We start from the raw sequence: 12,297 nt of genomic DNA on the forward strand, positions 1-12,297 counted from the left end.
ACTTTCCGCCGGGCAGCGCCAGCTTATCGGTCTTGCCCGTGCCCTTTATCGAGACCCTTTCCTTGTTGTGCTGGATGAACCCAATACCCATCTCGATGCGGAAGGCGAAGCTGCAGTCGCTAAGGCGATCGCCTCCGTGCGCGAGCGCAAGGGCATTGCGGTTGTCGTCTGCCATCAGCCGAGCGTCATCCGCGCCGTCGATTTGGTGTTGGTGATGGAAGGTGGACGGCAGCGAGCATTCGGTGCGCGTTCCAAAGTCCTGAAGGCCATCGAGTCTACACAGGATCACGTGGCAGAGCGCGCTGACATGGAGGATACCGGTGTCCGGCATTGATCAGAACAATGACGTTTCAAGCTCCATTCGCCGGCACCTGGTGGCGGGCCTTCTGGCGAGCGTGATCTTTGTGGGAGGAGCCGGAGCCTGGGCGACCTTCACGAATCTCTCCGGTGCGGTTGTAGCGTCCGGACACTTTGTCGTCGTTTCCTATGTCAAGAAGGTGCAGCACCCGACTGGCGGGGTGGTCGGAGAAATCCTGGTGCGCGAAGGGGATAAAGTAAAAGCCGGCGACATCCTCATGCGGCTCGATGCCACCCAGACGCGCGCCAATCTCGCCATAGTCACCAAGCGGCTCGATGAGCTGGCCGCCTACCTGGCACGACTCGATGCTGAGCGTGACGATCTCGCGGAAATCGCCTTCCCGGACTGGCTACTCGCCCGAAGAGATGTTCCGGACGTAGCTTCGGCAATAGATAGCGAGACGCTGCTGTTCGAATTCCGCAGGCAATCCCGCAACGGGAAGCAGGCGCAATTGGCGGAACGCATTACTCAATATCACCACGAGATCGAAGGACTCAAGGCGCAGGAAATTGCCTATGAAAAAATGATCGAGGTTCTCCAAAAGGAAATTGCTGTTCTAAGTGGGCTGCGCAAGCAAGGCATTGTCTCGGACCAACGGTTGAACAGCCTGAAGATCCAGGTTGCCACTTTCGGCGGCGAACGCGGTGAGAAGATCGCAGATCAGGCACAGACGGCAGCCCGCATAGCCGAAACGCGCCTGCAGATCCCGCAGATCGATCAGGATTTCAAGTCGGAAGTCGGCCAGGAGCTCAGAGAGGTTCAGGCGCAGATCGGGGAGTATGTTGAGCGCAAGGTGGCGGTTGAACAGGAACTGCGGCGGATCGATATCGTCGCGCCGCAGTCAGGCGCCATTCAACAACTCGCAGTTCATACGGTCGGCGGAGTGATTACGCCCGCCGATCCGATCATGCTAATCGTGCCGGAAGGCGACGATCTTGCGCTTGAAGTACGAATCACCCCGAAGGACATCGACCAAATCCAGCTTGGTCACAAGGCCGTGCTGCGGATGTCAGCCTTCAATCTGAGAACCACGCCGATATTGAACGGATATGTCAGCCGGATCGCAGCCGATCTGGCGACGGATGAAAAAAACGGCATTTCGTACTACCTGGTGCGCCTGTCGGTTCCGCAGGCGGAACTGACGAAGCTCAAGGGGCTGACACTCGTGCCCGGTATGCCGGCCGAAGCGATGGTCGAGACGGGCGAGCGTACGGCGCTTTCCTATTTCGTGAAGCCGCTGTCGGACCAAATCAGTCGGACATTCCGGGAGGAATGAAATAACCCACAGAATATATCGTTGTATTTCTGTTGGTTTCTTTGAGCGTGGTGAGACCTGAAGGCACACATATTTTCTCACTTGCCTCTGGGCACAACTTCTTTCTGCAGTGAATTCAACATCTTAACGTACCCTCAAATGCAGAAATGTCAGCGTTTCATGTTGCAACTGAGTCAACGGTTTTTACTGGTGCGCGGCTGGTGAAACGCGACATGAAAAACCCGCCACCAGCGGCAGCGGGCTGTTCGTTTCTCTTCTGCGGAATGAAAGTCAGTCAGTGCCGCGTGGCTGACATCGCCTCGAACATATCCCAAGCCCCATCTCGGTTTCGGTGCTTACCGGGAATGCGGACCCAGCACTGCTTCGCAAAGATCCGAGCTTCTAGATCGTCGTCAGGATGCGTATCGGTCATAAGCGCCGTCCAGTCCCACTTCCGGGTTTCGCGGCGCATAACGTCGACCACAAACCAGCCGGAAGGCGGTCGATCACCTTCGGTCGTTCGCATGGCAGTTTCCTTCTGAACGAAAGATCATTGCCGTTCACTCAGCGGCCTGAAGTCAACGCCGACGGTCTGCAAGACGAGCAGCGCACGCGTGGCTTGCGAGGGCACCGTTTCCCATGTCGGGCTACAACTCTCGGTCATCGTAGCGGGAAATGGTAATGCGCCGCAAGAGTGTTGCAGGGCACGAGGGCTGTTAGGCGGTAGGGGTTGCGCTCGCCAGGGTAGATGTCGCGCATAAGCAGCAGACGTTCGAAGAACAGCCATCTCACTGTAGGCTTGCAGCAGTTCCTCCTGGGAGGGCAGAGGCGCCGGTTGCGGCGAGACATGCGCCCCGGCAGCGCCTCTTATGGCCGGAATAGAGGCGATGGCACCGAGCAGGGCGCCGCGGGAAAATCTTCCAAGGGAAAGCAGCGGCCATAGCTTCGCCGGCGTTAGGCATTTGGGTCTGCATTTGCGATAACGTTGCACTAATGGTATAAGGCTGCACGTATCGTACAGTCGGCACTTTTAATGTAAGGTTTAATTAAAATGACAATTTCACCATCTCAATGCCGGGCAGCCCGGGCGCTTGTTGGATGGTCGCAGGATCAGCTGGCAGCGGCCTCCCAGGTGGCCAAGACGACCATTGCCAATTTCGAAGCTGGCAAGCGGACGCCATACGACCGCACGCTGGTCGACCTGCAGGCCGCTCTGGAGGCTGCCGGGGTTGAGCTCATTCCGCAGAATGGAGGAGGCGCCGGCGTGAGGCTCGCAAAGCCGTAGCCGGGCCGGCGCTTGCGTTCGCGCTAAACCGGCGCGAAGCTGCCTTTTGGGGAACGGGAGGGCATACGTATGGCAATCAGATATCGGGCGACGACAACGATCCGGCTCAACACGGATGGCATATGGGGTGCTTGGATGTTGATCGTGTCTCCGCTGGTGCAGGCGATTATCTGGTACTACTATTTTGCGAAGCCGGACTATGGATGGCTCGGCCTTATTGCCCTCACCAGCGTGACAGTGCCCTGCGGCTTCGTGCTGCTACTGATCGGCCGCGACTATGACAGTATCGTCGACGAGACGAACTGACGCCTCGGTCCTCTGCGATCCTGATGATGCGACCGACAGATACATTGCCGCCAGCTGGACGGCGGAAGTGACCCCTTGCACGGTCTATGAAAGTGGATAACTCTTCCGGCATGTCGGTACGCCAGAACATTCAAGACGCAGAATTCTTCGGGGTAGGCTCCTACAGCGTCGGAGAGGCCGCGCGCCTGATAGGGACGTCTGCGCTCAATATTTCGAGGTGGATGAAGGGCTACACCTTCCGCCGCGAAGAAGTTGAGCATCGAATCGCGCCGCTATGGTCATCGCAGTGGCCGATCATCAACAATCATCTCGAGATCGGATTCCGTGACCTGATCGAGCTCCGCTTTGTCAAAGCATTCACAGGGGCCGGCGTCGGCCTTTTGGCGGTTAGAAATTGCATCGAGTACGCACGTGAGTGCGTCAATGACGAGCGCCCGTTCTCAACCAGGCGCTTCCAGACTGACGGCAGAACGATCTTCCTCGAAGGAATAGAGCGTTCCGGTGAAACCAAGCTACTCGACCTGAAGAGGCGGCAGTATGTTTTCCGCCAGGTCATAGAGCGGACGTTCAAAGATCTGGATATCGAGAATGACGCGGTGGCGCGCTGGCGGCCCTTCAATGGCAAGCAGTCCATCGTGATCGACCCCCATCGTTCGTTCGGTCAGCCGATCGCCTCCAAATATGGCGTCCCGACCGTGGCGCTTGCGCAAGCGGTAGAAGCCGAAGGATCCGTGGAAAAGGTGGCGCGCCTTTTCGATGTCTCAGCTACCGCTGTTAGAGACGCCATGAAATTCGAAGAGAGCCTTCAGAGCGCCGCGTGAAAGCCCTGGTCGACGAAAACCTGTCGCCCGCTCTCGCCCGTTCGCTAAATGCCCTGTTCGCCGGGGAGCATGAGATCGTCCATATCAGAGAGAAGTTCGGCCCCGGCGTGAAAGATGTGGCCTGGATCGGCCAGCTGAGCACGGAGGGGCGTTGGATCGTCATTTCTGGCGATCGACGCATTACCCGGAACAAGGTCGAATATGCTGCATTTCGAAGCTCTCGGCTCGTCGGGTTTTTTCTTTCGAAGGGCCTCTACAAGGCTCCGGTCGTCAAGCAGATGGAGCGGCTACTCGCCCTTTGGAGCACGATCGAAAAGCAATCGGAAATTGTCGCGGGCGGCGCGATGTTCGAACTTCCAATAAAGAGCACGCGCATCGAGCAACTGAAGGTGTAGTCTAAAGGCATTCGCTACACTTTCGCTTTCCGCCAGCCCGCCCACCACGCTTCCCATTGTGAGCAGAACCAGCGCTCTCCTCGAGCTGGGTTGACGCGCGTAGCAGAGTAATATTCCTGCCCCGGCATATGGTAGATATGCTCGCCGCGCTCGTTAATGTTGCCCTTGATACCGCAGCCCGCCTCGCGGACAGCCGCGTTGCTGGCCGACGAATCGCCGCCATGGTGAACGCGCGGCAGCTCGTGCCGATCGTCGCCGACTGCAAGATAGCCCGCGGAAGTCGCCCCGAGCATCACCAGAACGGCGACGAGACGATAGCGGAAAAGCGAGCGTACCACACTAGCCATTCAAGCCATGCTAGTCATGGGTCTCACTGCTCTGGGTACAGTTATTGCTGATGTCGGACACCTCTCGCGATAGCGAGCTCGTCCAGACTGCCCAAGTCAAGTTTGATCTGTCAGTCTTCAGCCTCGACTGTGTAAAGCGCGCCGCGTATCGGGTAACCGGCAACGCTGCGGTTGAGATCACGATCGAGGGCGGCTTCGCAGTATGCACGATCAACTTCAGCAAGGCGGCCGCGCGAACTTCGGCCGACGCAGCGGTAGAAAGACTGCGGCTAGAGGTCTTGGATCAGGACCTGCGTAGCAGCATCGCCGCCGAAACCGCCACTGTTAGAAAAGCGATACTGGCGCTTGCGTTTTCCAGATCGGGCCTACAGTCCGAGGACTAAGTTTGCTCCGGCAACTGAGTTCCAACGACCGTTGGACGACACATATCAGCTCGCGTACTTCCGTTTTTCCCAGTTGGACGACGAGCGGTATGTGCTGACCAACCAAGCGGGCGAATATCTGGTATTGCCGCGCGCCGTGCTGGCTTCATTTATCAGGCACGAGCTTCCCAGCACACACCCCGCCTACGAATCCAAAGCGGCCCGCGCCCACCATCGATGCTCAATTGCCCAGCCGGTTGCCATTGCCCGCTAACGAGCGCACACTGTTGCGGTCGCCTCGAAAAACCAAAAACAAACAGGCACGAGGCGCTTGGGAGCGATCATCAGGCTTTCGCCCGACCAGGGAGAAGGCCATGCCGACACCGGCAGAGATCCGGCTCATTTTTTTGACGGGGCAACTCGCTCACAACCAGAGCATCGTTTCCAAGCAAGATATAGTCGTCGGTTTGCTGAATCACGAAGGCAGTCCAACGACCGACGCCATTAGCCTTTTGGCGAGCATGCACCACACCCTGCAAGGGACCCGCCAGATCTTACACGAGGCGGAAGCGGCATATCGAGTCAGAAATGCGGAGTAGTGAAAAAGCCCAACGCGCGTACACAGCCGCAGAGTTCGCCGAGAAACACGGTTTGACAGTGAAGGCAGCCGGAATCATCTTGTCCGTGAACGGCTCCTCACGTGTCGCTTGCGATGCAGCAGCACGTGCATTCAAAGAAGCGGTAGCGCACCGACAACACAGCAATGAGAGTATAACGATAAAAGCCCGCTGACATCTGGGGACGCCGTGCTTGTGCAGGGATGGCCCGCGCTTGCTTCCGAGCGCGGGCCGACCACGATGAGTGAGGGGCCATCTTGGTCACCGGCACGGGACCGCTGAAGAAAGAGCCGGGTGCGACCGAACAGCCTCAGAGCGAGGATGTTCCCGACTGCCGCAAAAAAGCCCGCCAGCGTGAGCCGGCGGCAATGGCCTGGAGTATGCTGGAACGAGCCAGCATAGGTCAACGAGCGGCGGAAGGTTCGGTTGCAACTCGCTCGTTGCTCCCGAGTTGTTGCCTGGGAGCCCCGACACAGAAAACTTCGCCGCCATGAAAGGACTGGCGCCCAGCGCGCAAGCTACGTATCCGGCCTCGTGACCGTTGCAATCGAATTCCACCAGTAGTCCGGCGACGCCGGCGAAGCGCAACCATTGAAGTTCATCTCGTGGGCGGCGAACTGCGGATCGGTATCGACGATCGTCTCGGCTGCCAGGTCTTGCGCCTCGATAGAGGGCAAGGTCACGAAACCGAAAACAGAAGGCGCGGCGATCCCAATCCGTTGCTTTTCCTCATTCTTCATTGCGAAGATCGACGCTTCCAGTCGATCAAAGACGTCAGAGCAAGTTGTACGTTTCGCAGGAGTTCCAAGGCTTCCTGCAAGGGAACGATGCGGTTGGCTGATCTCTTGAAGAGTGTGATGCGAGCGTGGTCTCGAGCTGCTTCACATGTTGACTGACGGCTGGCTTGCTTGTCCCGAGCGCAGCCGCCGCTCGCCTCGTCGAACCTTCCCACAACACTTCTCGGAAAACCTTCGGTTGACGGAGCTTCAGAGCGACCCCACGATGGACTCGATTGAGTGAACCTGATGGTGGTGAGCATCGCAGAGGATCGGCGACCGGGCTGTCATAATCCCAGCCCGCATCCGGTCCCGCGGGCGGGTTCGATCCCTGATGCATGATGCGGACCCCGCGGACGGGGACAGTCGGTCCCGCGTCCCGTCATGCGGCCGGCGCTATGCTGACATGGGGTAATTGCGGGCGATGCTAGATTCTTCGCCGTCAGTGATTCTCATGGAGGCCAACATGGACCAATTTGTTGGGTTAGACGTCTCGCAGGAGATGACCCACCTGTGCGTTATCGGCAATGACGGTAAGCTTGTCTGGCAAGGAAAGTGCCTATCGACGCCAGAAGACATAGCCGGAAACATCAGATCCAAAGCACCAGATGTTGTACGCATAGGGCTCGAAAGCGGTCCCTTGTCGACCTGGCACTGGCACGCCTTGAAGGCTATGGGGCTGCCGGTGCTGTGCCTTGATTCCCGCCATGCGCAGGCGACCATGAGTGGCCAGGTAAACAAGACCGACAAGAATGATGCCTATGGATTGGCTCAGATCGTCAAGGCGGGCTGGTATAGGGAGGTCGGGGTAAAGAGTCTCGACAGCCACGCCGTCCGCTCGATGCTTGGAGCACGAGCTCAACTCGTCGGAATGCGGGTAGAGGTCACCAACCAGATCAGGGGCATTCTCAAAACTTTTGGCGTCATTCTGTCAAGACGAACGGGCGAGCCGTTCGAACGGCTCGTGGATGAGGCGTGCGACAATAGCGACCCAATGCTCAATCAAACCGTCCGGTCGATGCTGTGCGTCCATTCCTGCCTGAAGGAGCAGATTCGGCAGCTTGACCGCCAACTGATGAGCCGTGCTCGAGGGAGTGCTGTGTGCCGGCAGCTTATGGCCATTCCTGGCGTGGGCGTCCTCACGGCCCTCGCGTTCGTGACAGCGGTCGATGATCCGTCCAAGTTTGCGAAATCCAGAAGCGTTGGCGCGTACTTCGGCCTGACACCGCGATGTTATCAGTCGGGTGAAATCGATCGCAAGAGGGGCATCTCAAAATGCGGAGACAGTCTTGTCCGTACCTATTTATTTGAGGCCGCCGGCACGCTCCTGACGAGGGTCGAGAAGTGGTCGGGGCTCAAAGCCTGGGGCCTCCGGATCGCCAAGCGCAGCGGCTTGAAGAAGGCAAAGATCGCCGTCGCACGAAAGCTAGCAGTAGTCATGCACCGCATGTGGGTGGATGGCGTATCCTTCCGATGGTCGGCCGCAGAAGCGGGGGCCGTCGCATGAAGATAGAGGTGAACCCGAAGAAATCCGTCGCTCGACGGTAATCTTGTCCCTTGCCGGGACGAGCAGCGGCAAACCCGCCAGGAGCTATGCAGCCCTTCCACCGAAGCGGACTGCGTTGCTGACATTGGGAGCCGCAGCGTCCGATGCCATGCTGTGGCGAGCACTGTTCGACCACGAAGAGAACGCTGAAACCGGCAGGAGGCAGGTCATTAGTCCAAGGCCGCGTGGTTGAGGAGGGGAAAGAGAGCAACCGATCATTCGAACTGGAATCCTACGCCGTAGCCTTCGCGGAAGGCCAGCGTATTCGCCGGCATCTCGATAAGGTCGTGCGGTTGTAGACCGCTCCCGCAAGGCGCATAGTCGCGCCATGAAGATGCCAGTGAAGGCCGATCTCGCAAACGACAACGGCAAGCCAGAAGATCACCAAGCAGCCGCGACCACTGCGCTGCACAAGGCAGTGGCAGGTCTGGACGCGTCGGCTGAATTGCTGGCCGCGATCCTCGCGGCGCCGAACCCAGCCCATGGACCAACGGCCAGGTCGAACGCATGAACCGCACGATCAAGGATGCGACCGTCAAACGCTTCTACTACGAGAGCCATGACCAACTGCGCCAGCATCTCGCCGATTTCGTCTTAGCCTATAATTTCGGCCGTCGACTGAAGACCCTCAAGGGCCTCACGCCCTTTGAATACATCTGCAAAATCTGGACAAAAGAGCCCGAACGATTCAGGCTCGATCCAACCCATCAAACCTTAAACATTATTAATTGGATCCGCCAAGTCGCTGGCGGCGATAGGATCGCCCCGCGCCACAATGGGCAGTTGCTCGGCCACCCACCTGTCCAGAAACTTAAGGCCGCGAACGCTCATTCGGTTAAGCCAGCATCAAAGTGGACCCCAGCATCGACCAGCGTCCGATATATGCCGTCAACTTCTTCGTCGATCTCTTCGCGTTTGATACCCAAGGCTTTAGCGTCGGCATACAATTTGTGTGTGTACTCACTTATCGAGACGGCGTCGACCTTAGCCGTTTCGGGGAGATTGTTGCCGATCCAGCGATCGAGGAAGTTGACGCCGCGTGTGCTCATGAATGCATAAGCGAATGCCGCCAGCTAAGTTCCTCGTATAGCACTTTCATACAAGTGCGCGGTCCCGCCATCGCAGGGTATCGTCCATCACTGCGTAGAATTTCGGCCGGGGTGGCTATGAGCTCATATCGGGTGGAAGAGATCGAAGACGACGTGTTGCAGGCGACCCACCAAGTTGAGCGTTGACGCCGTTCGAAGCCGCCGCAAGGGCGGTTAACCGAGTGGTGACTTTGCGAAATAGCCAAGCCAAATGGCTCAGAGGGACCTTCGTAGACGTCCCGAAGGGACGCAACAAAGGTCCACCTGCGGTCTATGACTATCGAGGGATCGGCCCAGTGCGGCGATAGCGCGAGCAGTACTAAGGCGCGATGATGTAGCCGATCATGTCATCGTTGGGGTCTTCATCGGTTAGCTGTTGGAAGAGCCGCTTCGCATGATCGGGCCATCGACCCTCTGCGATCCCTTGTTCGCTTGCCGACTGCCGAAAGGCCTGGCGCACCATGGCGAAATCGAAGGCCGAAATCTGACCGCATTCACGGTCCTTGCCCATGATGGTAAACCTCCCGAGGATGAGCAAGAGCTGGCGAACTCTCAAACGCCAGCAGCGCATAAATCACCTAGCTCCCTTGCAACCATAGGCCGATGGAGAACTTTTGATGTACGTTTTTTACCAAGGTTAGCCGCGCGGTTGTCGGCTTTGTCACCGGCGCTTGTCGGCTGAGCGGATATCACATAGCCGCAGCGGCGCGGGTTCACGTCGGGCCATTTTGAACAGGTTTGAGGGGCGGTAATGCTTAAGGCGCAAAGAGTGCTCGATCCGGGTTCAGATTGGCGATCCATATGCAGTGGCGATCTTTGCCGACAAGCATGGACTCTCGTTTCCAATGGCCCATCGCATAATGCGTGCCATGCCGCGGCGCGCGCGTTTCTGGCGGCGCTTGATTTGCGTGGACGCTGTCAGACGTGAGAATCGGGAGAACTGCCACCGCCGTAACGGCGCTCTGCCTCAACCTCAAAGTTCAGCGAGACCTGCAAGACCACGCCGCCTCCGTCATCGCGGACCTTGATCGTCAACCTGTGGTGATCGCCATCTGGCAGGCTCTCCTTGATCATTTCAACGAGAGTGCGAACGGCTTCCTCCTTGACTTGATCGAAGGCCGAACAATGGGTGCCCTGGTCGTCATGGTAGACTAAGCCATTGTCATCGAGGTCGAAATAATAGAGGGCCATTTGCCCAAACCTGGGTCAACGTCGGTTCCCGTCAAGGGACAATCTGCGGCTGGATCTCGATTTCGCCGACGAGCCGCCTGTATTCCGCTTCCGGTTCCCCATAGCTACCGTTTGCGAGATCGATCAGACCTTTTCGGTCGCGAATGACCACTTCACCACGCCGGGATTGTATGAGCCCGCGCCCCTCAATCATCTGCACTGCGACCGTGACTCCAGGGCGCCTCACACCGAGCATCACGGACAGGTATTCATGGGTGATGAAAAGTCTATTGCCAACAACACGGTCGTCACACATCAGAAGCCATCGAGCCAAACGATCCTCGATTTTGCATCGCGCATTGATCAGAGCGGTGTAGGTGGATTGTATATGAAAAGCGTGGACGTAGCGCATCAGAAACGGCCGAAGTGTGTTGCTCGCCTTTAAAGCCGCTTTGAACTGCGAGGCGTCGATCACCAACACCTCGCCGGTCATCTGAATAAAGCAATCATGCGTGGCCTGGTCGTCGCCCATCACAAGAGCCGAGCCGGTCATGCCTTCGAACCCGATGATGCCGACTTCTGCGTCGGCGCCCCTGTTCTTCCTAGCCACCACCGAGGCAAGGCCGCTGCAAGGGAAATAAACATGTTCGATTTTTTGCCCGGCATTTTCGAGCGGCGTGCGTAGATCGAGGAAGGTGTTGCGCAGATGCGGCTTGAGACGATCCAGATCGGCAGGATCGAAGCGCCGCAGAAGCGCATTTTTGTTTGTATCAAGATGCAGGTCCATAGCGCTCGCTCCTCACGGGCGAGAGCACGCGTCCCTCAGTCATCGGCGCCCAAGGCAATTTGCAGACGATGCAGTTGGGATAGCGCCAGCAGCAGAGTCTGTCCGCCTCGGTACAAAACCGACAATTACGTGCTTCACTTACCTCTTCTTAAGCAGGCGAGCTTCCCGCAACATCGAGGAACGATCGAAGCCGACCAACGAAATTATCTCGGTGATCTGCTGCTCCGTGGCCCCGGCTTCCAGCGCAAGCGCGCTGACGATCTCGGGTTTAAGGCCGGGACGACGTTCTTCTGTCATCGCGTTTGCTCTCGCTTCAGGGCAAGAGTGGTCGCTCCCAAGCGTCAGCGCCCATTACTGTTCAGCTGACGACCTGGCCCTTGTACGCTTTCGGACGGACAGGAGCGAGTCAAATACTAAGTAGGGCAATTATTTCCATCCTCACGGAAATCCTGCAGCGAAGCATGCGGCAGGTCTTCCTCGCCGCCAAGATGCCCCCACAAGCTCGATTGAAAAGCGAGAACTGCTCCGGAATCGGCATGGCGGCAACAAAACGGCGTGTTTCGCGTTGTGGGTTATCGGAACGGAGCTGAATCATCATGCCAGACGACAAGAGTAAAACAGATAATCGGGATCGCAGCCGGGTGTCTGGTGACGAAGAGTATGAGGTCGGCTATCTCGCCAGCAAATTCGGTCTCAGCATCCCCGACGTGCGCCAGCTCATCATGAAGCATGGCAATGACCGCGATACGCTGGAGCGTGAGGCTAAGCTTCTTGGAAACAGGTAGCAGAACGAACGTGCCAGGATATCAGATCGAAGAATGAAGAGACTGTGACTCATCTCACGCCACGAACGCGGATGATCCGCTATCGGACGTTGAGAAGTCACAGTGTCGCCTAGAAGCGGCGCCCTTGACCTCATGTTCAGCGGCTTCCAGGCTTGCAAGGCCGGGCGCCTTCGGTTCCAAAATGGGTGGCGTCCGGGTATGGGTATGGGTTCGACTGAATTCCCGAGTTGCCGCATCTGCGGCCAAGACAAACTGGTCGCGGTTTTATCTCAGTTGCGCGGTGGGCCCCTCCCTCGATGATCTCTCATTTTGGGAGAAAGCGAACCTACCGCAATGGCATCGTTCATCGAATAGCGGACCGCTTATAACGCGGCCAGTCGATAGTGGCCGACCGCAATC

Annotated in this window: 18 protein-coding genes and 3 pseudogenes; 13 read left to right on the top strand and 8 right to left on the bottom strand. The window is 57.7% G+C overall.

The window, feature by feature from the left end:
* Positions 1–334, top strand: a pseudogene (locus NKJ78_RS17510) (type I secretion system permease/ATPase); the annotation flags it as partial.
* Positions 321–1,634 carry an HlyD family type I secretion periplasmic adaptor subunit gene (locus NKJ78_RS17515; RefSeq protein ID WP_023806359.1) on the top strand — a complete coding sequence of 438 codons (1,314 nt, stop codon included), beginning with the start codon at positions 321–323 and terminating at the stop codon, positions 1,632–1,634. The pseudogene NKJ78_RS17510 and the gene NKJ78_RS17515, both read left to right, overlap by 14 nt.
* A 274-nt stretch (positions 1,635–1,908) precedes the next feature.
* Here the strand turns inward: NKJ78_RS17515 and NKJ78_RS17520 are convergent, their stop codons facing one another.
* Positions 1,909–2,139, bottom strand: a complete 231-nt coding sequence (locus NKJ78_RS17520; protein ID WP_023806360.1) for a hypothetical protein — start codon at positions 2,137–2,139, stop codon at positions 1,909–1,911.
* Positions 2,140–2,664: 525 nt separating this feature from the next.
* Between NKJ78_RS17520 and NKJ78_RS17525 the strand changes: the two are divergent.
* The 4 genes and pseudogenes from NKJ78_RS17525 to NKJ78_RS17540 all read left to right on the top strand — a co-directional run.
* A pseudogene (locus NKJ78_RS17525) lies at positions 2,665–2,892 on the top strand (helix-turn-helix domain-containing protein); the annotation flags it as partial.
* Positions 2,893–3,033: 141 nt separating this feature from the next.
* On the top strand, positions 3,034–3,204 hold the full coding sequence (locus NKJ78_RS17530) for a hypothetical protein (RefSeq protein ID WP_352460860.1): 171 nt from the start codon (positions 3,034–3,036) through the stop codon (positions 3,202–3,204).
* 110 nt (positions 3,205–3,314) lie between these two features.
* Positions 3,315–4,025: a hypothetical protein gene (locus NKJ78_RS17535; RefSeq protein ID WP_023822826.1), complete on the top strand. Its 711-nt coding sequence runs from the start codon at positions 3,315–3,317 to the stop codon at positions 4,023–4,025.
* A complete protein-coding gene (locus NKJ78_RS17540; protein WP_023806363.1) occupies positions 4,022–4,420 on the top strand; it encodes a PIN-like domain-containing protein in 399 nt (132 codons plus the stop codon). Before NKJ78_RS17535 ends, NKJ78_RS17540 begins: the two co-directional genes overlap by 4 nt.
* Before the next feature lie 14 nt (positions 4,421–4,434).
* Here NKJ78_RS17540 and NKJ78_RS17545 read toward each other — a convergent pair whose 3' ends face one another.
* Positions 4,435–4,767 (bottom strand): sunset domain-containing protein, encoded by a 333-nt coding sequence (locus NKJ78_RS17545; RefSeq protein WP_031198880.1) that lies wholly within the window; start codon positions 4,765–4,767, stop codon positions 4,435–4,437.
* Between the two features lie 50 nt (positions 4,768–4,817).
* On the opposite strand from NKJ78_RS17545, the gene hxsD reads away from it, so the two are divergent.
* From hxsD to NKJ78_RS17560, 3 genes are all read left to right on the top strand, one after another.
* Positions 4,818–5,150: a His-Xaa-Ser system protein HxsD gene (gene hxsD, locus NKJ78_RS17550; protein WP_352562598.1), complete on the top strand. Its 333-nt coding sequence runs from the start codon at positions 4,818–4,820 to the stop codon at positions 5,148–5,150.
* Between the two features lie 31 nt (positions 5,151–5,181).
* Positions 5,182–5,403, top strand: coding sequence for a hypothetical protein (locus NKJ78_RS17555; RefSeq protein WP_352562518.1), 222 nt, complete (start codon positions 5,182–5,184; stop codon positions 5,401–5,403).
* A gap of 100 nt (positions 5,404–5,503) precedes the next feature.
* Entirely contained in the window at positions 5,504–5,728 is a 225-nt protein-coding gene (locus NKJ78_RS17560) for a hypothetical protein (protein WP_023806367.1), read from the top strand.
* Between the two features lie 536 nt (positions 5,729–6,264).
* Here NKJ78_RS17560 and NKJ78_RS17565 read toward each other — a convergent pair.
* On the bottom strand, positions 6,265–6,486 hold the full coding sequence (locus NKJ78_RS17565) for a hypothetical protein (RefSeq protein ID WP_023806368.1): 222 nt from the start codon (positions 6,484–6,486) through the stop codon (positions 6,265–6,267).
* A 34-nt stretch (positions 6,487–6,520) separates the two neighbouring features.
* The gene (locus NKJ78_RS17570) at positions 6,521–6,862 is read right to left on the bottom strand and encodes a helix-turn-helix domain-containing protein (RefSeq protein ID WP_081727491.1); all 342 of its coding nucleotides are present in this window, start codon (positions 6,860–6,862) and stop codon (positions 6,521–6,523) included.
* 126 nt (positions 6,863–6,988) lie between these two features.
* On the opposite strand from NKJ78_RS17570, the gene NKJ78_RS17575 reads away from it, so the two are divergent.
* The 3 genes and pseudogenes from NKJ78_RS17575 to NKJ78_RS17585 form a co-directional block, all read left to right on the top strand.
* A complete protein-coding gene (locus NKJ78_RS17575; RefSeq protein ID WP_023806369.1) occupies positions 6,989–8,029 on the top strand; it encodes an IS110 family RNA-guided transposase in 1,041 nt (346 codons plus the stop codon).
* Between the two features lie 367 nt (positions 8,030–8,396).
* Positions 8,397–8,579 carry a hypothetical protein gene (locus NKJ78_RS17580; protein ID WP_023806370.1) on the top strand — a complete coding sequence of 61 codons (183 nt, stop codon included), beginning with the start codon at positions 8,397–8,399 and terminating at the stop codon, positions 8,577–8,579.
* Positions 8,549–8,779 (top strand): annotated as a pseudogene (locus tag NKJ78_RS17585) (integrase core domain-containing protein); the annotation flags it as partial. The gene NKJ78_RS17580 and the pseudogene NKJ78_RS17585, both read left to right, overlap by 31 nt.
* A gap of 696 nt (positions 8,780–9,475) precedes the next feature.
* Here NKJ78_RS17585 and NKJ78_RS17595 read toward each other — a convergent pair.
* From NKJ78_RS17595 to NKJ78_RS17610, 4 genes are all read right to left on the bottom strand, one after another.
* Positions 9,476–9,667, bottom strand: a complete 192-nt coding sequence (locus NKJ78_RS17595) for a hypothetical protein (RefSeq protein WP_023807135.1) — start codon at positions 9,665–9,667, stop codon at positions 9,476–9,478.
* Between the two features lie 407 nt (positions 9,668–10,074).
* A complete protein-coding gene (locus NKJ78_RS17600; RefSeq protein ID WP_352514570.1) occupies positions 10,075–10,347 on the bottom strand; it encodes a DUF6894 family protein in 273 nt (90 codons plus the stop codon).
* 31 nt (positions 10,348–10,378) lie between these two features.
* Complete coding sequence (locus tag NKJ78_RS17605) at positions 10,379–11,113, bottom strand: Crp/Fnr family transcriptional regulator (RefSeq protein WP_352562519.1); 735 nt, start codon at positions 11,111–11,113, stop codon at positions 10,379–10,381.
* A 138-nt stretch (positions 11,114–11,251) separates the two neighbouring features.
* A complete protein-coding gene (locus NKJ78_RS17610) occupies positions 11,252–11,410 on the bottom strand; it encodes a hypothetical protein (RefSeq protein WP_352562520.1) in 159 nt (52 codons plus the stop codon).
* A gap of 299 nt (positions 11,411–11,709) precedes the next feature.
* Between NKJ78_RS17610 and NKJ78_RS17615 the strand changes: the two genes are divergently transcribed.
* Complete coding sequence (locus NKJ78_RS17615; RefSeq protein ID WP_352562521.1) at positions 11,710–11,898, top strand: DUF3606 domain-containing protein; 189 nt, start codon at positions 11,710–11,712, stop codon at positions 11,896–11,898.
* Positions 11,899–12,297 lie beyond the last annotated feature (399 nt).

Source organism: Mesorhizobium sp. M0037 (assembly GCF_040323635.1).
GTDB lineage: Bacteria > Pseudomonadota > Alphaproteobacteria > Rhizobiales > Rhizobiaceae > Mesorhizobium.